At 36.1% G+C, this 21,882-nt stretch carries 13 protein-coding genes; 7 read left to right on the top strand and 6 right to left on the bottom strand.

Annotated elements, in window-relative coordinates; translation table 11 throughout:
* Positions 1-726 precede the first annotated feature (726 nt).
* The 4 genes from ACP6PL_RS17920 to ACP6PL_RS17905 all read right to left on the bottom strand — a co-directional run bounded on the left by ACP6PL_RS17920 (position 727) and on the right by ACP6PL_RS17905 (position 8,336).
* Positions 727-2,097 (bottom strand): ATP-binding protein, encoded by a 1,371-nt coding sequence (locus ACP6PL_RS17920; protein WP_426546627.1) that lies wholly within the window; start codon positions 2,095-2,097, stop codon positions 727-729.
* 278 nt (positions 2,098-2,375) lie between these two features.
* Positions 2,376-5,390, bottom strand: a complete 3,015-nt coding sequence (locus ACP6PL_RS17915) for a WD40 domain-containing protein (RefSeq protein ID WP_426546626.1) — start codon at positions 5,388-5,390, stop codon at positions 2,376-2,378.
* A 726-nt stretch (positions 5,391-6,116) separates the two neighbouring features.
* The gene (locus ACP6PL_RS17910) at positions 6,117-6,785 is read right to left on the bottom strand and encodes a polysaccharide deacetylase family protein (RefSeq protein ID WP_426546628.1); all 669 of its coding nucleotides are present in this window, start codon (positions 6,783-6,785) and stop codon (positions 6,117-6,119) included.
* A 432-nt stretch (positions 6,786-7,217) separates the two neighbouring features.
* On the bottom strand, positions 7,218-8,336 hold the full coding sequence (locus ACP6PL_RS17905; RefSeq protein WP_426546625.1) for a CAP domain-containing protein: 1,119 nt from the start codon (positions 8,334-8,336) through the stop codon (positions 7,218-7,220).
* Positions 8,337-9,138: 802 nt separating this feature from the next.
* Here ACP6PL_RS17905 and rd point away from each other — a divergent pair.
* From rd to hppD, 6 genes are all read left to right on the top strand, one after another.
* The gene (gene rd / locus ACP6PL_RS17900; RefSeq protein ID WP_426546624.1) at positions 9,139-9,300 is read left to right on the top strand and encodes a rubredoxin; all 162 of its coding nucleotides are present in this window, start codon (positions 9,139-9,141) and stop codon (positions 9,298-9,300) included.
* Positions 9,301-9,317: 17 nt separating this feature from the next.
* On the top strand, positions 9,318-10,565 hold the full coding sequence (locus ACP6PL_RS17895) for a BaiN/RdsA family NAD(P)/FAD-dependent oxidoreductase (RefSeq protein ID WP_426546623.1): 1,248 nt from the start codon (positions 9,318-9,320) through the stop codon (positions 10,563-10,565).
* Positions 10,566-10,962: 397 nt separating this feature from the next.
* Entirely contained in the window at positions 10,963-12,069 is a 1,107-nt protein-coding gene (locus ACP6PL_RS17890) for a PIN domain-containing protein (protein WP_426546622.1), read from the top strand.
* Positions 12,066-12,371 carry a hypothetical protein gene (locus ACP6PL_RS17885; RefSeq protein ID WP_426546621.1) on the top strand — a complete coding sequence of 102 codons (306 nt, stop codon included), beginning with the start codon at positions 12,066-12,068 and terminating at the stop codon, positions 12,369-12,371. The genes ACP6PL_RS17890 and ACP6PL_RS17885 overlap by 4 nt, the downstream gene beginning before the upstream one ends.
* 814 nt (positions 12,372-13,185) lie before the next feature.
* Positions 13,186-13,893, top strand: a complete 708-nt coding sequence (locus ACP6PL_RS17880; protein ID WP_426546620.1) for an SDR family oxidoreductase — start codon at positions 13,186-13,188, stop codon at positions 13,891-13,893.
* A 578-nt stretch (positions 13,894-14,471) separates the two neighbouring features.
* Entirely contained in the window at positions 14,472-15,533 is a 1,062-nt protein-coding gene (gene hppD, locus ACP6PL_RS17875) for a 4-hydroxyphenylpyruvate dioxygenase (RefSeq protein ID WP_426546619.1), read from the top strand.
* Between the two features lie 641 nt (positions 15,534-16,174).
* Here hppD and ACP6PL_RS17870 read toward each other — a convergent pair.
* A complete protein-coding gene (locus tag ACP6PL_RS17870) occupies positions 16,175-16,582 on the bottom strand; it encodes a phosphomannose isomerase type II C-terminal cupin domain (protein WP_426546618.1) in 408 nt (135 codons plus the stop codon).
* A 295-nt stretch (positions 16,583-16,877) separates the two neighbouring features.
* Positions 16,878-19,106, bottom strand: coding sequence for a PDC sensor domain-containing protein (locus ACP6PL_RS17865; RefSeq protein ID WP_426546617.1), 2,229 nt, complete (start codon positions 19,104-19,106; stop codon positions 16,878-16,880).
* An 826-nt stretch (positions 19,107-19,932) separates the two neighbouring features.
* Here ACP6PL_RS17865 and ACP6PL_RS17860 point away from each other — a divergent pair.
* On the top strand, positions 19,933-21,138 hold the full coding sequence (locus ACP6PL_RS17860; protein ID WP_426546616.1) for a mechanosensitive ion channel family protein: 1,206 nt from the start codon (positions 19,933-19,935) through the stop codon (positions 21,136-21,138).
* Positions 21,139-21,882: the final 744 nt, after the last annotated feature.

Genomic DNA, 21,882 nt, shown 5'->3' with positions numbered 1-21,882 from the left:
CGGTTAAAACCCGAGGTAATTATCAATTATCCATTATCAATTATCAATTAATGAATTCTCCTGTCTCCTGTCTCCTGTCTCCTGTCTCCTGTCTCCTACCCTCACCCACAAGACTTTTGAGCGCAAACCCTAATTAATACAGGATTTACATAAAGAAACCCGGCTGCTACCCAAAATATTATGTTTGAAAATATACATATATTAGTTATTGTAGGTCATTGCGACTGAAACGGAGTGGAAGGAAGCAATTTCATGGGTTACACAAAATTGCTTCCTATCACAGAATTACATTATTTTGCATAAGTGCTATATAGATCATTGCGACTGGAACGGAGTGGAAGGAAGCAATCTCATAGGTTATATCATGTCCAGATAATCAGTGATAAAAAAAGTTTTTGTTTGTAGTAGGGCTTTAGCCCTAAGTTATGGATAGGGCTGAAGCCCTACTACGAACTTTAGTTATAACTATTCAAGCGGACATGATATTACACGAGATTGCTTCCTATCGTTGCAATGACGATATATATGTGTAATAAATAGGTAGGTAGGCGCAAATCAACCTAAGAAATTGTTTGTAAACTTATAAAAACCTCTCTCCAAACCTCTCTCCTACGAGGAGAGAGGCTTTGAAACCCCCATTCCCTTGTAGGGAAGGGGGCAGGGGGGTTAGGTTTTTATAATTCATCGGTTCCATGCAGCACTTCTCACACAACTTCTAAGTATTTATCATTTTTTCAACTCCACCGCATCTTTCAATATAGGATTAATATTAAACCAAGATCCTTCATCATCTCGGTATTCATAGACAAACATACTCCGAATCAACCTTTGATATCCATCATCACCCGTAACTTTTTGAGCATCTGCTACTTGGCGCAATAATTCCCACTCTGCATCATCTACTGCTAGAATACGTTCATTGCGAAGATTTTGAATTACCTTGTCAAGATTTTCACGGGAGATAGGCAACCCTTTTTGCTTTTTAATCGCTTCATTGAGCATTCGCAAGACATTCCTGACATGACCCCCACTCATCTGACATAGATGATCTAGAGTTTCCAGACTGTCAAAAATTTCGGTTATTTTCTCTAGACGTTCTTCTGGCTCCAAATTTGGAAATGCTCTTGCTAAAACTAACTGCCTGAGTAGTGCCATTCCTTCTCCAAATTTGTTACCATCCCGCGACTGTATGGAAACCATTGGTAAGACTTGGGGGGTACTTTTGAAGCGTTGAGTTAATGTACCATAGTCATTAGAAAATCTCAGTGCTAGAGGAAGAGTATAAATTACATGACAATGGAGACCTGCTAGTTGTTCGCCGCGATCGACAAATAGGTATTCTGGTTGAGGCCGCCCCCAAGGTTTTGGGGAACTATCAACTTTATCAAGGTTATCAACTATAACTACCAATCCATTTTTGCCATGCTGCTTCAACTTTTCGTGAGCAGGTTCAAGCAATTCTTGGTTAATAGTGTCAATAATACCATTGGTACGAGGTCCGAGATAGTCTCTGAGTTTGCTGCGAAGTTCGGGACTAGCTTTTGCTTTGGCTGTTATTTTGCCTATTCCCGCCGCGACGAATTCTAGCCCTTGTTCGTCAACTTTAACTTGACCAACTCCGGGTACACCTAATTCTGCTTCGGCAGAAATATCTAATTCTGTCTGTAGTAGTTTGCCTACTCCATCAAGTATACCTTTTAATCCTTTTGGCTCCTCTAATTTAACCTTTTCTAATGTCTCTAAACTCTCGCTCACTTGTCGCGCTATAGTTAGAAGAATATCACTGACATCTATATCTCCCATTTCTAGGTCTTTGTCTGACTCGAAATATATGACGTGAAAGCCTTCTTCTTCTAATTGTTGTTTGAGTCGCCAGAGTTCGGTAGATTTACCACAACCAATATGTCCGGTAAATAGTTGACAGGTGGGTTCGTCGGGAGACCACATAGCAATATTGTCTTTGAGGTCTTCAATTATTTGTCCCCCCCGTACTGAGGAGAAGTCAATGTAGTATTTTTGCTCTATTTCCTGGTTATCTTTGAATAAGGCTTTACCAGGGTTTGTTGCCTGAAAGAAGGCTTTTACATTTACAGCCATTGCTATTTATTTCTTTCTTTATTACTATGGTATTTTATCAAAATAATTGGTGATAACACAGAATCATCCTGAAAAGTCGTCATTGCGACGATAGTCAGCAACCTCAAAGGGCGCGCGAGATTGCTTCCTTCCACTCCGTTCCAGTCGCAATGACTTACAATAACTAATCATCTGGATTTGAAAAACTCCAGCTTTTAAGGCGAAATGTTTTTGGAAGGTTACTCACGCATCCCTGTTACAAAAACAACTTCTAACTTCTGACTTCTGACTTCATTAACTCACTGCTCGATCGCCGATCCGTAAATTCGCCAAAGCTGAATCGTATTATCCTCTGCTACGCTTACAAGCTGCTGACTATCAGGGCTAAAAACAATTGCACCATAACCTTTGATACTCCTCAACAATTTTCCACTGTCAATATCCCACAGATTAATCTTACCATCCTCACTACTACTAGCAAGAATGTTACCATCTGGACTAATGGCGATCGCCTTAATTGCCTGAGAATGTTTTTCTAGAGTGTGACGGACTTCCCAAGTTTCCACATCCCAGACTAAAATCTGATTTTCTCCCCGCATCGCATGAGCAATAGTTTGCCCATCCTGACTGAAAGCGATCGCCTCTATCCTTTGATTATTATTTGTACTGGGTATAGACAGATTTTTCAATAGTTGCCCCTGGGCAACATTCCAGAGTCGAATATATCTTGGTCCCCCACTGGTTGCCATCCGGAGACCATTAGCACCAAAAGCAATTGGTTGAGTAGCATTCATCGTATGTAGTAGTCGCCCTGTGTAAATATTCCACAATTTTATCCCGCGCTCTGCACTACATCCTACTACTGCTCTGCCATCGGCAGTGAAACCTACAGCGGTGACTATGCCAGAATGCAAAAAACTGGTAAGCATTTCTCCTGTAGGAATATCCCACAGTTTTACTGTACCATCAGCACTTCCACTTGCTAAGGTTTTGCCATCAGGACTAATTGCTACTGAGTGTACATTAGCGGTATGACTTGATAAAGTATCTAGTAGTTTGCTACTTTCTAAGTTCCATAGTTGAATATCTTTCCCTCTACTACTAGCTAATATTTTGCCATTAAAACTAATGACTACAGGTAAAGAAGAATCTGGTTGCTGATTAGATAGGGAACGAACTAATCTGGGTGCAAGCACGAAATCGTTACTAATATCTGGCTGTGTTTCTGATTCTGAATTTTCGGGAATAGCAGTTTCCGGCGATAATGTTTGAGCATTTGCTGCTATTGTTGGTGTTGGTGTTGGGTCTGAAATTTGGGGTGGTCTTGTTATTTGTGTTTCTGTATTTTCTATATTTTCGGTTGTTGTTTGGGATGAAGTCTGGGGTGGTATTGTTATTTGCGTTTCTGTATTTTCTGTTGTTGGTTGGGGTGGTATTGTTATTTGTGTTTCTGTATTTTCTGTTGTTGTTTGGGATGAAGTTTGAGGTGGTATTGTTATTTCTCTTACTCTATTTTCTGTATTTTCCGTTGTTGGTTGGAGTGAGGTTTCATTAGTAGCAGAAGAAACAGTTTCTTGACTTTCTGTCGTTGAATTTTCTGGCACAATTACATTGGCTCTAATTTGTTGGTTTGTATCATAACCTTGGTCTGTCAAAAATTGACGCAAACTAGCAAAATATTCTGCGCGATCGCTGTCTTTATACACCTTTTCTATTAATTTCCAGCCATCTTCTTTTTCACCTAACATATATTTATTTGCCAGATAAGCAGCCAAAACTCCTTTAACATTTTGGTTTTGATTTGAACGCCTGTAAAATTCTAGCCAAATTTCTGAGGCATTAGTATTTATTTGAGCTGGATATTTCTTAGTTACATCTGATATTTCTCCTTGACGATACTCCCAGATGCGGATAGGAAATACTGAATCATTTACATTAGAAAATACATTAGCAAATCTACTATCAACACTTTGAAATTCTGGAATATTATCATTATCTAAATCTTTGAGTCGATAATTAATATTCCCCCAGTAATGACGCAGCATAGTATATTTATTTTCTGTAGGTTTATAACGATAAATCAAGGAATAAGTACCGCCTGCAAATGGAACATTACTATTATTTATTGTGAATAAATCTATCAATACCTCTGATTCTCCATTGCCATCTAAATCTAGTAACTGTACTTTAACAAATCTACCTGCTAATACTGCCATTGTACTGTCAGATTCACCTGCCAAAGATTTGACTGGTACTGGTTCATTGAAAAGAATTTCTCCACTTCTGATAATTTTCAGACGTAAATCGCTCACTAAATCTGTATTATTTGCTTGCTCATAAATAATTTCTGCCTGTAAATTACCGTTACCAAATCTTTCTACCATTGCAGGTGGATTTATATTTTCTGTAGAAGTTGATTCAGGATTTTCTAATTTAGCATTTTCTCTAGTATTTGTTACTTCTGTAGTGCTTTGTGAATTTGTATTTTCTGTAGAAGGTGATTCGGGATTTTCTGAGCCAGCATTTTCTCTGGTGTTTGTTGTTTCTGTAATCTTTTCCGGTACAGTTGCCGTGGTTGTTAAGCGAGTATCTCTAGAAAAATTTGCAATATATTTTGAAGGAACTTTAGCAACTACTGTATCATTATTTTTTTGATTATTGGTAATAGCTTGACATAGAAAAGTAGCTACATCTGAGCGAGTAGCATCTTGATTAGGATTCAGCATCCTAACATTTGGATAATTAACAACAATACCTTTTTCTGTTGCTGCTGCAATAGCCTTTTTTCCATCTTCAGGAATTGCTTCTGCATCATCAAAAATTTGCTTTAAATCCTGTTCTGAAGATCCACTTACTTGATAATTTAAACCTTTACTTAAGGCCGCCAAAACTTGCCAGCGTTTAATCTTGAGAGTGGGGTTAAAAGCTTTGCCAATATAGCTAGATAGAAAGCCCATTTCATAAGATTTTTGAATAGCATCATAAGCCCAATAGTCTTGAGGAATATCTACAAACTTCATCGAATCCCGCACAAGTTTTGTATCTGGAAAAGCCTTAGTAATCATTGCAGCAAATTCCGATCTATTTACAGGTGCATTAGGGCGAAAAGTTTTATTTTCATAGTCGCCCAATATTATTTTTTTGTCTAATAAACTATTAATACAAGCTTGAGCAAAATGATTTTCAATATCTTGTAAGGTTGTTTCCGCAAGTGCTGATGTGATTTTCTTGCGGTCAAATAATTCCGGAGTAATTATAGTACTTAACGCTACGACTAAAGCAAGTATAGGATGTAACTTATAAATTTTAATCATCAATATTCCTCCTCCGAATAAAGCCAAAAGTTAAAAGTTAAAAGTCAAAAGTAATCTCTGATACAGGAAACCTTGGACTACAGATTAATAATTTATTTTAGCCCCTTTATTATGCTTTGAGCAAATAATACCAACTCCAAAAAATAATGCTATATTTTCGTAAGCATTCAGCTATTAGCAGTCAGCTTTCAGCTTTTTAATGAACGATGTAGCTCCATAGACTTTTTAGGTTAACTGATGGACTGTTACAGTAACATTTAATTCTTTGAAATCTCGCTTATTACTTTTTCTTCTTTTAAAGGTAATGAAGCTGAGAGCTGACCGCTGAATGCTTACATACTTTCTTAATACTTCAGTTATTATAGCAATTTAATAAATGTTTTTTACAAATGCTAGAAGCAAGGAAGAGGGAAGAAGGAATAAATATTGAAGAAAAGATGGAAAAATAATAGATATAGATTTCTATAATGAATTGCAGAAGCTATTTTTAAGTATTTCTAATCGAGATGCACCTTTTTGTAGCATTCTTTTTTCAAACTGGTATTAGAGCGCTTTTCATTTGAGTAGGCCAAAAAGTAGGGACGTTACCGAAATATTCTGGTTTAAAGCCTCCCCTTTTAAGGGGATAATAAATAAAAAATTTCCTGTTCGTCAATCCTCTGCTTGAAAAGAAGAGGTAATTATCAATTATCCATTATCAATTATCAATTAATAAATACCTATTCCCTATTTTGTTTGCCACATTTGGTCCATACTAATAAATTTATAGTTTTTTTCTAGTAAAATCGGAATTATTTCTGCAACACTCTTTGCGACATCCTGACCGCCAGAACATCCATCATGTAAAACAATAATTGAACCATTAGAGGTTTGCTGAACTACTCGATTCACAACTACTGAAATTCCTGGTCTGACCCAATCTATAGGTACTACAGTCCACATTACAGTTCTATATTCCCATTCCTGTAATAATTTGATAGTTTGAGGTATAGCTATGCCATAAGGAGGACGCACATCACAAATTGATTTTGTTGCTAATCCACAAGCTTTATAAATAGAAAGTTTGGTTTTTTCTAAACTAGATTTAAGTTGAAGAGTAGTAAGCTTCGGAAATGAAATATGTTCATACCCATGTAAACCAATCCAATGACCTTTTTCATATATTACTTTAGTTATTTCTGGATAACGGTCTACACATATACCTAATAAAAAAAAATTTGCTTTAATCTGATACTTATCTAAAACTTCTAATAATTGAGGTGTATATTCTGGGTGAGGTCCATCATCAAAGCTAAGAGTAATTTCTGGTTTTTGTGTGTTTCCTTGCCATAAACAATTAGGAAAAGCTGACTTTAATATTGGATGTAAAATCGGAAGTAAAGGTGCTAATACCATTCGTATATATAGAACTAATTTTGCTCTAAATTGTACCACATTTAATAATGGATGATTGATAATTACCTCTTCCTAATAGGAAGAGGATTGAATAAAAGGAAAATTTTTTCTCTCTTGCTCGATTGGATATGGCGTTTAGCTAGCGCACAACTTTCCTATCGGAATGCTAAAGCAAACGCATGTCGGCGACAGCCGACATGAAAAGCGGAGCGGCTCTGTTAAGAGCGGGAGACCTCGCCATCCCATCCTAACGGACTGCTCCGCAAACGATCGCTTATTTCTCCACGACGAGTGAGAGGCTTTAAACCTGAATTATGCTAACACTTCAATTGTTAACTAATTGACACTTAGCCCAATAACCTTTTTGACAATTATTTACCTACAAATGTGTGAATTATTCCTGTTTTTACTTATTCCTCACTCCTCTACTCTCTAGCTTTCAAAAGCTGTACCAAAAACCTGCGTCCAATAATGATTGGCGTTAACGCTACCAGTATCCTCTTCCAAGAAATAGTAACCAATACCAATTTCTTCCAAGTTAGGGTTGAGAATGTTGGCACGATGTCCCTCGCTACCCATCCAGGCGGCTACTACTGCTTCCGGTGTCTGTTGTCCCGCCGCAATATTTTCTGCCCAAGCTGAAAAGTCATATCCTGTAGCTTCAATACGATCGCCGGCGGAGGAACCATCTAATCCGGTATGGTCAAAAAAGTCTTGCTCTGCCATATTTTCAGTGTGAATTTGTGCTGCCTGATTTAACAGTGGATCTGCCGTCAGGGGATCTAAACCTAACTGAATACGCTCTTGGTTGGTAAGTTCTACGACTCTATCAATAAAATCTTGATTACTTGCTTCGAGATTGGAACTACTACCCTCAAATAAGAAATTGGTACTGCTAAGACTACCTGCAGATACATTATTTACTTGAGCGATCGCTTCTCCTGTCAGATTATCAATAATTACAGTGTTTTGCTGAGTGCCATTACTATCGTCTAAACTAATGTTGTCAAAACTTAAGCCGTCGGGTAGCTGAATTAGATCTATGCCATTTTCAAAGTCAGCTATTTCATCAATACCTGCACCACTTTCTAAGACAAACACATCACTGCCATCTCCGCCAGTGAGAGTGTCTTCTCCTAAACCTCCACTGAGAGTGTCATTATCTCGATCGCCAAACAAAGCATCATTACCTGCATCTCCAAATAGGCGGTCATTATTTTTGCCTCCAAATAAAGTGTCAGCTCCATCTCCTCCCCTAACAACATCATTGTCGCGATCGCCACGAACTAAGTCATCACCATTACCACCTTCTACTGTATCATTGTCTTTGCCTCCAAATAAAGTATCGGCCCCATCTCCACCATTCAAATTATCTTCGCCCCGGTTTCCCATAATTACTTCTGAATCTGAAGAGCCTGTAACTGTATCATTGCCACCAAGAGCTGCTAACCCATCAGGAAAATTAGCTAGTTCTCCAGGGGATAGAATGATCGCCTCGGTATTATCACTGGCAAGTAAATTATTTCCATTAGGAGTGAGTTCATTTTCCATTTGTTAAATCCTCTAAAAAATTTATTTAACTTATACAAAACTTACGATGAGATACAAAAAAAGTAGGTTTGAGACTGCTTCCCTGTGGGTCACAATGACGAAAATACCTTGTACTGCGTAAGTCCTATATAATTAATAGGAGCTACACAAACAGAATCCTGAAATCCGGTTTTTTCGTAGATGTTTATTGCTCAAACCAAGGATTCTTTCCTAACAACCGGGTTTCTTTGCCTAAATCGTATAATTCAATTATAATCAAAGCTGATTTCAGTTAACAATCAGTAATTGTCGCAAATTGAAATTAAATTGATATCTTGATTCTGTAAAAATACATATTATTGGGGTGACACGCCTAAAATGTTGGGCGTTGCATAGAATCTGGGATGAATTAGTGTGGGGGGGGGTGGATAGAGTGCATTCTGGAATTATAGTTTGAGAGAAATGAGGAAGCAAAAGATGGTATTTATCTTTTCTGCTAAAGATTCATATCAAATCCGGTAGCATCGGTATAAAAAAATGTTCCATCTTCAGCTATTACCAAATCTTTCTAGCTCTCCCCACAGCGACATTTTGCTTGCTTTGAGAAGGATTTAACAATCTGTGGCAAGGCATCATTGAATCTGTGTAAGTCCAGTATAAGTAGAGTTATTGCCTCAATCCTATTATTCTTATGTTTTGCCTTTCCTACAACAGCTAACCATTGATAATTATAATTTAACAAAACTTTGCAACTTGATAGTAGAACCTCTATACCACAAACTTGTAAAATCCAGATGAAATACTTAGAGAGGAACAAATTAAGATGAAAAAGTATGTTTGTAATGTCTGTGGATATATATATGACCCGGAAGAAGGAGATCCAGATAGCGGTATAGATCCAGGAACTGCCTTTGAAGACATCCCCGATGATTGGTGTTGTCCAGTTTGTGGAGTAGGCAAAGATGACTTTGAACCAGTTGAATAGTAATTAATAAATATAAAATGTCTTTCCCACCTCTTAAAATTATAGTTGTTGGTGGGGGAGCAGCAGGTTTTTTTGGAGCGTTGGCAGCAGCCGACATCGCCTGTAGCATCCCCCACACCCATGTCACCATTTTAGAAGCAGGGCGACAACCTCTGGCAAAAGTGCGCATATCTGGTGGTGGACGTTGTAATGTCACCCACGCTTGTTTTGATCCAGCAATATTTATTCAAAACTACCCCAGAGGTAGCAAAGCACTTCGGGGTGCATTCACTAGATTTCAAGCTCGCGATACTGTGGAATGGTTTGCTGCTAGAGGGGTGCAGTTAAAAACTGAAGCAGATGGGCGGATGTTTCCCACTACTGATGATTCTGCCACAATAGTTGAATGTTTAACTAAGACTGCTTTATCTAAGGGTATAAATATTCGTACAGGTGCAGCAGTGGTTTCAGTCAAATGCAAGACAACAGAAGGAGGGAGAAATTTATTTATAGTTGAGTTAAGATCGGGAGAATTTCTAGAATGCGATCGCTTGCTCCTGGCAACTGGCAGTAGTCCTATTGGCCATCGTTTGGCAAAGGTATTAGGCCATAAAGTTGTTCCTCCTGTTCCTTCTCTATTTACTTTCAATATTTCTGACCCGCGTCTCAAAGATTTGGCAGGTATTTCGGTGGAAAATGTCTGTTTGCAACTTCCGAAAGCTAAGTTAAAACAAACTGGCCCTGTACTGGTGACTCATTGGGGTTTAAGTGGGCCAGCAACTTTAAAGTTATCTGCCTGGGGTGCAAGATTTCTCCAGGAAAAGAGCTATAAATGCGATCTATTAATTAATTGGTTATCGGATATTAATCCAGAGAATATCCGAACTAAATTATTAGAATTTAAAAGTTTGGAGAAGAAGGCAATTGTGAATAGTTGTCCTTTTTCTCTACCCCGCCGTTTATGGGAACGTTTAATTATTGCTGCCGATATTGACTCTCAAAAACGTTGGGCGGAGTTATCAAATAAAGCTATTAATAAGTTAATTTTGGAATTGACTCAAGGTACATATCAAATTCGAGGAAAAGGAGTTTTTAAGGAAGAGTTTGTTACTTGTGGTGGGGTAAGTTTGAAAGAAGTTAATTTTAAAACTATGGAAAGTCGTTGTTGTCCAGGGTTGTATTTTGCTGGAGAAATTTTGGATCTTGATGGAGTTACAGGTGGTTTTAATTTTCAAAGTGCATGGACAACTGGATGGTTAGCAGGTCAAAGTATAATTAATAATTAATAATTGATAATTGATAATGGATAATTATTGCTCTGCTGATTAAATATCAAAGCATTGAAATACAAAGGCTCAAGCCTTTTTTGGGTGGAAAAAATTACCTGGTTTTCAGCTCCTAAAGCTGCAAAAAGTTAGTATTTTGGGCAGACAAGATTCTATCTCCTACATCTCCCCAAACTTCCTAAACTCCCCACCCTCTCCAAACAAAGTCTAATATTCCCTTTTATTGTATAATCTATACTTATATAGCACTACGAATTAAGATTTAAGGTGTTTAACATTGGTAGAATCTGAAACTTTGTTACAGTAAATTTTTGCCTTTTACCTTTTGCCTAATCCGTAGTGGTATATAATTCTCAAAATGCTTTTGATCAAAGCTAACATAATTAGGCAATAGGCCATGTCAGATAATTCTGGTTTGGTAGTGACTAATAATTCTAATACTATTAACACTATCAGCCACTATATTTACCAAACTATTGTTTCCATTCAACAGCAACATCCAGAATGGATAACCCCAAAGTATAGGAGCATTCCTTGGCATTATCCCAAGTATCAATCTACTTTAACTAATAAGTTGAGAAAAGGGCTTTCTAATGTTAAAAACCAGGATGCTTTGAAGCTAAAAGTAAAAAATTATCTCCAAATTATTCTAACTCCAGAGTTTATTAATTCGGCTCAATATAATGTTTTGATTGCTGAGATAGACAAACATATTTATCCTGAAATGACCCTAGTTTCAGCAGATAAAATTACTAATTATCAGGTTTCCGATTTATCCACAAATGGAACGAAATTAGTAGAGCCGGGTATTGCTATTTTACTGTTAGATGTAGAAAATTTACCACTCGATCTTGAAACAGAAAAAATTCTTGTAGATATCTGCAATTATCCAATTCAAATTAAGGTTGCTTTTGCTAACTGGCGCAGTATGGGTAAAAAAGATGAAGAATTTCATCAACGTGGTTATCAATTAATTCATGTTCCTCCAGGAAAAGATAGTGCAGATTTAAAAATGGCAACAGTTGGTTCTTCTATTTTTCTCAATTATCCCAAGGCTAAGGAAGTTTTAGTTTGTTCTTCTGACCGAGGATTAACTCATCTTGGTACTACTCTACAATCTCATGGATTAACTGTGTATCAGGTGCGGAAATATAAAAATCAAATTACTGTTTTCAATAGTCAAACTGGGGAATCAAAAATATATGCTTTGTCAGTTCCAGATATTCCTACCGTTAATAAGTTTATTGTTGAGTTACAGGAGTTAATTCGATCAGAAACAGCAAAAATCGGACAGCAATGGATTAAATTTTCTAGAATTTCTGCTTTGTATAAAGAAACTTATAAGTTGAATCTTAAAGATGTAGTTGCAACACATTTTCCTGGTCAACACTCAAAGCATATATTTATTAATTATCCAGTTTATTTTGCACTTCATAAACCATCGGAAAAATCTCAAACTTATGTCAGCATTTTTAATTTTTTTAAACCAGAAAAAAAAAATTGAATCCTCCCCAAAATCAGGTTGAAAAAGATATTGAGATTACAGATGCTTCTGAGATTATTTCCCAAGAAGCTATGGAAAAAGTATTAGTCAAAATTTTGAGCAATTTAACTGCTGAATCTCCAGGAAGTTATGTTCCTATTTCTAATCTTGGCAGTGAATTTAATCGGTTATACGGTCAACCAATTACAAAAGCTATTAAGCGGTTTCAACCAAGTAAAAAGTTACCTAAGTTTTTGGAGCTATGTAGTTCGCTGAAGTTGTATAAATCTGAAGAAGGTCCTTGGTTTGTTAGCTTAAATTAAAGGAATAATTTCATTAATTGATAATTGATAATTAATAATGAAAACTATAGCAATCCACGGTTATGTTATAATAATGTAACAACTAGAAATAAACTCCTAAACTTTTACCCATTAACTATTGCCTCCAAACCTTCCTAAAAGGTAGCAATATCTTTGACACAAATAAAATAGGATTGCTATATCTCTAATTATCAATTAGAGATTATCCATCGTTCAACAATTAATAATTACCTCTTCTTATCAAGAAGAGGATTGGCTAAAGGGATTTTTTTCTTCTCAAGGGGAGATTGGATATGGCATTTTGCTGGCGCAAAGCTTTCCTAGGTCATGCTCCGCATTCATTTCGCGGAGCGTTTTTCATGTCGGCTCTTAGCCGAAATGCGCGTTGTGCGGAACGCTAAACGCTTTTCATTTTGCGTTTAATGTCGTGCAGCGCTAGCAAAACGCGGGTTATGCGGAACGCTAAACGAGCGCTCTCAAGGGGAGATTGGATATGGCGTTTTGCTGGCGCAAAGCTTTCCTGACGGAATGCTACCGCAAACGCTTTTTATGTCGCGGAGCGTTTTTCATGTCGGCTCTTAGCCGAAACGCGGGTTGTGCGGAACGCTAAACAACGGCTTTTTCTCCATGAATGGAGAGGCTTTATACCTTAATTTTTTGGTCAAAACCTCTGGAGATTAATTATCAACGATCAATTCTCCATTGGTAAATCTTTTATTATCCCACATTTCCCACACTCTCCACACCTCCCACACCTCCTCTCAGAAGTGCTATATGATAAAAGGTAATGTAAAGAAAAGTAAAGAAAAGCTAAATGAAGAACAAAGTTGTAGTGTTGGTAGGCGCTACTGGAGGTATAGGTTCATCAGTAGCACAGAAGCTGGCAAACTCTGGCGCAAATTTAGTTTTGGCCGCTAGAGATAATAATAGATTAGATGCTTTAGCAACCCAACTATCTACTACCGAAATTATTACTGTACCAACAAACATCACCAACCCAGAGGAAGTAGAAATTCTCATGGAAAAAGCTTCCCAGCATTTTGGTAAAATAGATGTTTTGGTCAATGCAGCAGGAGCAGGTATTCTCAAGCAATGGAACAAAATTGAACCTGCTGACTTGGATATTATGCTTGACCTAAATTTGAAAGGTAGTTTCTACACTTCTCAAGCTGCTGCCAATATAATGAAAGGACAAAAATCAGGCCATATTTGTAACGTTATTGGAATTCTTGGCAAACATTCAATGGCGATGGGAAGTGTTTATTGTGCTTCTAAGTTTGGTTTAGTGGGATTGAGCAAATGTATGGCAGATGAATTGCGACGTTATGGTATTAAAGTAACTCTTTTCTATTTCGGAGGAGTGAATACACCTTTTTGGGATAATGTTAGTCTGAAAGTAGATCGCTCAAAAATGCTAAGTTCGGAAACTGCTGCTGATGCAATTATGTTTGCTCTCAATGCACAACCCCAAGCAGTACCGATGGAAATTAATATTCAACCAGATAGTCACTTATTTTTCTAAGGGAGTAGGGTTCATTAATTGATAATTGATAATTGATAATTGATAATTACCTCTGGTTAAAACCTCACGGGAATTGAATATAAGGAAATATCCTAGCAGTTTTCTCTTGGTCGATTGGATATGCCGTTAGCGGAGCGGCTCTGTAAAGAGCGGGAGACCTCGGCATCCCATCCTTCGGAATGCTCCGCAAACGACCGCTTTTTCCTCTTGAAAGAGGAGGCTTTAAACCTGAATTATTTAATTAATAATTATTAATTATTCGGTAAACTAATGAATCAGAATACTATAAATGCTAAACAATTTATAGTGATTGGAATAAGTAATACGATTTGGGAGTTAGGAAACTTGATTCTTGATGGAGGCAAAATATTAAGATTTACCTATTACTTAAAACTTACTACCTATTAGTTGTAATAATATTTTTTCCAAATAGACATTTCCAATAATAAAAATCAAATCAATTATCCTACATAAATAATAAATTATTTCCCCTATTCCCTCTTTCCTATTTCCCCCTACTCCCTACTCCCTACTCCCTACTCCCTACTCCCTATAAATTAAACTAATAAAAGTTGATTATGGAATTCGATCATATTCATTTCTACGTTGAAAATGCTATTGAGTCGCGAGACTGGTTTAGAGAAAAATTAGGCTTTAAAGCGATCGCTTCTCAAACCAGTCAACACACCCAGAAGGAAATTATCAATAGAGGTAAAGTATATTTTGCCTTATCTTCTGCTATTACACCAGAAAGTCCTGTTGCTAATTTTCTCAGTTTACATCCTCCCGGAGTAGCTGATGTAGCTTTTCGGGTTCGAGATATTAACTCAGTTGTAGCGAAAGCAGCAGTTAATGGAGCAGAAATTTTGCAACCTATTCAGGAAAATTTACAGGGTTTGAAGTGGGCAAAAATTTCTGGATGGGGAGACTTGACTCATACTTTAATTGAAAAAATTGATGATGCACAAATTTTGAATTCTACTTCTGAACTTTCTCAGGATCTGGTAGCGATCGACCATGTAGTTTTGAATGTAGCTGAGGATAATTTAGGATCTGCTTTCAACTGGTATCATCAAATATTAGATTTCCAACCTCATCAAAATTTTGATATTCAAACAAATAAATCTAGTTTGCGCAGTCTGGTGATGATACACCCAGAGGGAGGAGTAAAATTTCCTATTAATGAACCTACATCCACTAACTCTCAAATTCAAGAATTTTTGGATGCTAATCGTGGTGCAGGGATACAGCATATTGCTTTACGCACAGAGAATATTTTGGGAGTTGTGGGAGAGTTGCGATCGCTTGGTTTACCTTTTTTACAAGTTCCAGAAACATATTATTCTAGTCTGCAAAATAAAGCATTAAGTTATCTATCGGAAACTGACTGGCAAAAAGTTCAAGATTGTCAAATTTTGATAGATTGGCAAGAAAGGATACCAGGGGCAATGTTACTACAAATTTTTACCCAACCAATATTTAACGAACCAACAGTATTTTTTGAGTTTATTGAACGTAAAGTTGTTTGGGTAAATGGTAAAAAAATAGAGACTCCAGGTTTTGGTCAAGGTAATTTTCAAGCGTTATTTGAAGCTATTGAAAGAGAACAAATGAAACGAGGTAGTTTGGGGAAAAATTAGTATATAGCGCTACGCGTTAGGGAATAGTAAACTGTCAAAGGGTTTCCGGACTTAGAAATGTCCTAACCTTAATGAGTAGCGCTATAAAATACGTTAATATTTGCTCCCAAAGTATCATTCTATTAGGGTGCGTTAACAGAGCGTAACGCACCTTCATTAGGGTTTGATAATTAAATATCAAAGTATTGACAGATATAAAGTTTGAGGAATTTTATGTCTTGAAAAAGTACAAAGTTTTTCTTCTCTAGAGCTGCAAAAAGTTAGGATTTTGGGTTGACTGTGACATAAAAATCAAGGGATAATTCTTACCGAAATAATTAAACAATTAAACAATTAAATCATTAGATAATTCAGGTTTAAAGCCTCCCCTTTAAAGGGGAGAAAAATAAATTTTTTCCTTTTAGTCAATCCTCTCCCTAAAAGGGAGAGGTAATTATCCATTATCCATTATCCATTATCCATTATCCATTATCCATTATCCATTATCCATTAATAAATCCTGCCTCCTTTAAATTCCCCATTTATCCAGACTTCCCCTCCTGCTCCCTTCCTCGGAGGGGTTGGAGGTGGGTTGGGCTAGGGGTGGGTTGACTCCTGACTCCTGACTTCTATCCTCACCCATAAGACTTTTTCAGCAAGCCCTAATTCTCCTCATCTGGAAAACGAATAATATCGTCTTCCCCAAGATATTCCCCATTTTGAATTTCAATCATTACTAAAGGAATAGTACCAGGATTTTCTACACGATGAGCTGTATTTGCCGGAACATAAGTTGATTGTTTTTGCAAGAGTAATTTTTCCTGACCATCAAATACAACTTTAGCAGTACCAGAAACCACTATCCAATGTTCACTACGATGATAGTGCATCTGGGTACTCATATGATGTTTTGGTTTGACTTCTATACGATTAATTTTGTAACGGGGACCTTGTTCCAGAATTGTGACTCTACCCCAAGGAGGTGTTCTTGTAATACTTTCATTTTCGTTATTAGCTTCTGAATCTAAGACAGGGGTTGCAGGCTGTTGATTATTTTCTGCTTCACTCATAATATATATTTTCTGGATTAAATTCAAGAATAATCTACTTTTACATTCTACCAAAGCTTAGGTTAAATTTGTCCTTATATCATGTCCGGTTGAATAGTTATAAATAACCATGGAGGGGTCAGGAGTCAGGAGGGAAGAACAGGGAATTTTAAGTTACAAGGATACGATCAAATCTTACAATATAAGCACGGATTGCTATAGTTATAATTTCAGACAGTGTTTATCAATATAATATTAAGAATTAAACATTGTTACTTCCGCTTTTTTCCTACTCCCTACTCCCTATTCCCTATTTTCAAATAAATACCCAAATAGTGATTAGCAGCAAAACCTTCAGCATAGTTGGCCAATAAAGCGCCTTCAAAATAAAGTTATCTTTATACTGAAAAAGAGGAAGACTTGGCTTCAAACTCCAGAGAATAAAGTTCACAGATACCAAGAAAACATATAAATAAACAACAAAGTAAAAATACTCCAAATAAACAATTCCTTTGGTAATTATTTGTTCTCTAACTGTCACCTGATCCAGGATAATAATAAATACAAAACCTGCACAAGCTCCCAAAACTTCCATAGCTTGCTCTTGATTTGAAACTAAAAGTACAGCAAATAACAAAGTCAAAACTACAATCATTGGTCCGAGTTTAGAAATAAATAAACCCAAGAAAGACCTTTGTAGAATGACAGTAAACTGTAGTTCAGGAAAGTTAGTTTTTGGTACAGTATTAATTACTCCAAAATTAGTATTGTATGTCTTAAATATGTACTCAAAAAAACTATCCCTTAGATACCATTCTCCAAGTACAATTTCTTTGTCTACCCCTGGAGCAGTTCGTGGATTAATTACAGTATAACTCTGAAAGTCAGGGGTAAGAATTACCCGACGATTTAATTCTCCATTATTAAAATCTTGATGCAAAATCCGAATTTTCAAATCTTTGTCATCAAAAGGATAATAGCTAAAATTAAAATCCATACGGAGGGTATAAGCAAAATACCAACCAATAACTTCTAGACCATCTTTTTTGTATCGATAGTCTTCTCTTAGTTCATAATCACTATCTTCAATCGCATCAGCAAGTATAATGCCACGAGATAAGTCATCATGTACCCCATCTTCATAAGTTTGCCATATATAACCTGTAATAAAAGCATCTTTCGGACTGGTCAAATCAAATGATTGAATAAAAACTCCTGTAGGAACAATTAGAGGGGGTTCTTGATTTAATTCTTTACTTAACTCTATTTGAGGAGCTAATAATTGTCTAATACCAGTATCGCTAAGTAAAAGGTTTCGAGTTGCGGTATAAGTTCTTGCTCTTAAGACTAAGTTCCAAACAAATCCAATATTTATTACAAATAATATACTCATAATAAATGATACTAAAGAAATTCGTTTTACTCCACCCATATAAGCTCTACATAAGAGTATTGAGAAAAAAACACTAGACCAAAGGTAGGCGAGACTAAGAGCGATTAATTTACGTCTTGTAACTGCTGAATCTGGGATAATTTCATCTTGAATAAATACTATTCCTACTACCCATCCATTCAGATTAGTTTTCCGCAGAAATAACCAAGAATTTTGACCTGTTACTTTGTCAGTTAAATTTGCTTCTACTGGTTTACCTTTCAGTGCTTGAATCATCAAGTCTCTGAGTTGTTCATCCTGCTGTTGATAGGTAATATCAAAGATATTTAGGTGAGCTTTAAAATATTCTTCATTGGGATGATATAAGTAAGTTCCTGTTTCAGAAATAATAAATCCGTAGCCAGTTTTACCCAAATTTAGAGACTGTACAATCTCTAGAATTTGAGTTAATGAATATTCACTATATACAATACCTTGTGGAGATTTATCTCGAGTATTTGAGTTATAAAAAGGAGTAAAAAATCCGACGACTGGATCGCTGTTCAGAGTAGTATCACTCCAAAAATAAGGTTCACCCCAATTTGGTCCTTTGTTTAGGGTATTACTATACCAACTATATTTAGGTTTTGTATAGTTAACTTTAACTTCATTTAGCTTTATTTCGTCATCTATTTTTGTATAATATGGTGCATAAAGTTTGACATCCGATCTATAAGCAAAGGGTTTATAGGCAACCCCAACGTCTAAAAAATCAGTATTTTCCTCAATTTCTAATTTAAGTCTATCTAATAATTCTCCATCGCTTAATTTCCCAGAACTCAGGTCATTAGCTACAGAAATAGCTGATTTTTGGGCAAAATATAGTCGCCGATCGATCTCAAGAGCAACTCTAGATGTTGCCCGTTGAGCTTGCTGTTTAGCATTATCAAATGTCTCTTTTTGTTCGAGTATATATAATAATGACCCTAATATAGCAAATGTCAAACTAATCCCACCTAGGATTAATGATGTGTAAAATGCTAGTATTTGTGGCTTACTAGCATTATTAATAGTTAATATTTTGTGTAGGAAAAAATATATTTGAGTTATAATTTTTTGATATTTTTTATGTTCTTTGATCGGGTTATATTCGATCTTTTTGTTGATTTTCATAATCTTTATTTTCTTATATATTTTTTGTTTGTAGAAACAATATCAGAGGATTTTGAGGATTTTTGACTTGGTTTATTAGTGTGTATAAAGCTGCGATCACTGTAGCTATCCAGTGGATAATAGCATCCTAATTGATATTAGGTATAAATAATTATTTCTCCTATCTAAATATATAAGTTATTTGAGATTTGAAAAACAAATATAATATTTAGAATGGCAAATCTAGGTATATATACAAGACTATATATCTATACAGGAATAAATAGAAAGATCTCTGTAAAAGATTACTCACAAATCGAAATCTTCATTTTTTACCCTTCTAACTTCTCCTTTGATAACCCTAGTCTAAATCTATATTATATTGATATATCAAAATTCTTTCAGTGATTAATCTAAACCGTCCAGACTCCAAGGCAAATCTTGCAATTTTAGGCCAAATAATATGAAAAATTATCAACTGTGAATACCAGCTATAGAGGGGATATTAAAATTATAGTCGGCAACCATAAGTTTTAGGTAACAAATAATTATATAATTTTTTATTACCTAGATAGATAACTATGGGAGAATTACAAGTTTTTGTAATCTTACTTTAAAGTATGACAAAGTATTAAGAAAAATTTAATTTTCTTAATACTTTGTCTAAAAAGATTATTGGCAAAGTATAAAAGCATAATATAAACCATATTTAGTCAAAAAGTATAACTTTTTAATTCTAAATATTTGTTTATATTTTGCATCATACTGCCCCTCAGTTGGATAAAATGTAAAGTATTTTCTCCTGAGAAACAATAATCTAAATGGAAATTTGATTAAGGAATAAAGAATGGAATTCTTACAAACATTTTGGCAAAATATTCAAGGAATTACTATTGTTGGCCTACCGGCATATAAACTAATATTTGCATTTGGCGTGCTGCTGTTAACACTAATATTGCAGGGATTTATTGCTGGAGTAATTATTAAGTCCATCGAGCGTCTTGCTGCTAATACTGAATCTGACTTAGACGATCAATTAATTGCTATCATCAAAAAACCTCTGGCGTGGTTAGTTTTGGTAGGTGGACTATGGATAATACAGATTATTTTAGCAGAAGATTTAACTCCTCAGTTACAAACAATTACATCCGAGCTTCTTACTTTAGCTGTTATTGCTCTAGTTGCTTATATAGTTTACAGTGCAGCTCCCGTGTTAGGTAAGGCGCTAGAGTTCCTAACTCTGCATACTGAGACAGATCTTGATGATTTGCTGGTTCCCTATTTACCCAGACTATTTCGGATAGCAGCAGTTGTTGTCATCGCTATTAAAGCAGCAGAAGTATTTTTTGGGCAATCAGCAGGAGCTCTTATTGGTTTACTTGGTGGTGCTGGTGTTGCTCTAGGTTTGTTGTTCAAAGACATTATTTATGACTGGTGTTGTGCTGTAATTATCTATACCGATAGATTATACAAACCTGGTGATTGGCTTGCAGTTTCAGGAGTAGATGGTTTTGTCCAGGTGGTCGAAATAGGCTTAAGAACAACAAAATTGTATTTATGGGAGTGGGGATCTATCGTCAAAATGCCAAATTCTCGAATGGTTACCAGTGTGGTGGAGAACTGGTCTCAAAATAGAGCTGATGTTGATGAGTGGGGACTCACAGGAAAGTTGAAAATTGATGGCATTACAGCAGAGCAAGTAGAGAAGATAATCGCAGCTATTAATGAAATATTTGAAAGTATAGGTACTTTTCTAGAGTATTATGTAATGTTCCAAGGTTTAGAAGGTAATGCTCGTGTGATTAAATATGTTGCATATCATCTCCCTGCTGGTTACGGACGCGATCGGAATAAATTTCACTTGAGTGTAATGAGATTCTTGGAAAAAGAGGGTATTGCTGCTCATAATGTCTATATAATTACGGATCAAGACTCTTATGCACAAAACATGAAAATGGCAATTAAGAATAGTCAGGGCTTACCCATCTCTACCACATCTAGTAGTAACGAACCGACATCTGCTCCTACAGCTGGATTGGATGTCGGGGAGTAAGTCCTGATAATAACTAAATCTAGACCAATTATTGAGATTAAAGCTAGATTAATTTATCTTTTGCCAAAAAATAAGCTTTAAAGCCTCTCCTTTCAAGGATAAAAAAGCGGTTGTTTGCGGAGCATGACCTAGGATGGGATGACGTTTGCTAGCGCAAAGCTCCGCTTTATATGTCGCGCAGCGAAACGCGCGTTGTCCGGAACCCTAAATGCCATATCCAATCAACCAAGAGAAGAAAAAAATTCTTTTTAACCAATCCTCTTCTTACAGCGGTTTTCATATTAATAAACCACAATGATACTGACTCATTACTCATTACTCCTTACTCATTACTCCTACAACAGTTTTGTGGTCTACTCAACTGAAAAGCGCTGTAAAAAGAAGAGGTAATTATTAATTATTAATTGTTTTCCTACGGAATGCTCCGCAAACGGCTGTCGCGGACATGAAAATTATTAATTATTGAATGTAGCCAAAAATTTGGGATATTATCTTTAAGTCTGGTGGCATTGCTAGATAAAGTAATTATTAGTTATGAAGATTTATAGTAGATTTTCTTCCCAATTTACCCAATTATTAATTATTAATAATTAATAATTAAATAATTCTGGTTTAAAGCCTCCCCTTTTAAGGGGAAAAAGCGGTTGAGGGATGGCGAGGTTTCCTCGCCATATCCAATCAACCAAGAGAGCGGTCGTTTGCGGAGCATTCCGTTAGGATGGGATGGCGAGGTTTCCCGCTCTT

The sequence above is a fragment of the Dapis purpurea BLCC-M126 genome (assembly GCF_050015975.1).
Taxonomy (GTDB): domain Bacteria; phylum Cyanobacteriota; class Cyanobacteriia; order Cyanobacteriales; family Microcoleaceae; genus Trichodesmium.
The sequence above is the reverse complement of the archived record's forward strand: the minus strand, read 5'-3'. Positions and strand labels throughout refer to the sequence as shown.

Excerpts from the sequence above, each read along its gene's own strand:
- ACP6PL_RS17865 (WP_426546617.1), bottom strand. The coding sequence starts at position 19,106 with ATGAAAATCAACAAAAAGATCGAATATAACCCGATCAAAGAACATAAA.
- ACP6PL_RS17870 (WP_426546618.1), bottom strand. The coding sequence starts at position 16,582 with ATGAGTGAAGCAGAAAATAATCAACAGCCTGCAACCCCTGTCTTAGAT.
- ACP6PL_RS17895 (WP_426546623.1), top strand. The coding sequence starts at position 9,318 with ATGTCTTTCCCACCTCTTAAAATTATAGTTGTTGGTGGGGGAGCAGCA.
- ACP6PL_RS17915 (WP_426546626.1), bottom strand. The coding sequence starts at position 5,390 with ATGATTAAAATTTATAAGTTACATCCTATACTTGCTTTAGTCGTAGCG.
- rd (WP_426546624.1), top strand. The coding sequence starts at position 9,139 with ATGAAAAAGTATGTTTGTAATGTCTGTGGATATATATATGACCCGGAA.
- ACP6PL_RS17860 (WP_426546616.1), top strand. The coding sequence starts at position 19,933 with ATGGAATTCTTACAAACATTTTGGCAAAATATTCAAGGAATTACTATT.
- ACP6PL_RS17880 (WP_426546620.1), top strand. The coding sequence starts at position 13,186 with ATGAAGAACAAAGTTGTAGTGTTGGTAGGCGCTACTGGAGGTATAGGT.
- ACP6PL_RS17890 (WP_426546622.1), top strand. The coding sequence starts at position 10,963 with ATGTCAGATAATTCTGGTTTGGTAGTGACTAATAATTCTAATACTATT.
- ACP6PL_RS17920 (WP_426546627.1), bottom strand. The coding sequence starts at position 2,097 with ATGGCTGTAAATGTAAAAGCCTTCTTTCAGGCAACAAACCCTGGTAAA.
- hppD (WP_426546619.1), top strand. The coding sequence starts at position 14,472 with ATGGAATTCGATCATATTCATTTCTACGTTGAAAATGCTATTGAGTCG.
- ACP6PL_RS17905 (WP_426546625.1), bottom strand. The coding sequence starts at position 8,336 with ATGGAAAATGAACTCACTCCTAATGGAAATAATTTACTTGCCAGTGAT.
- ACP6PL_RS17910 (WP_426546628.1), bottom strand. The coding sequence starts at position 6,785 with ATGGTATTAGCACCTTTACTTCCGATTTTACATCCAATATTAAAGTCA.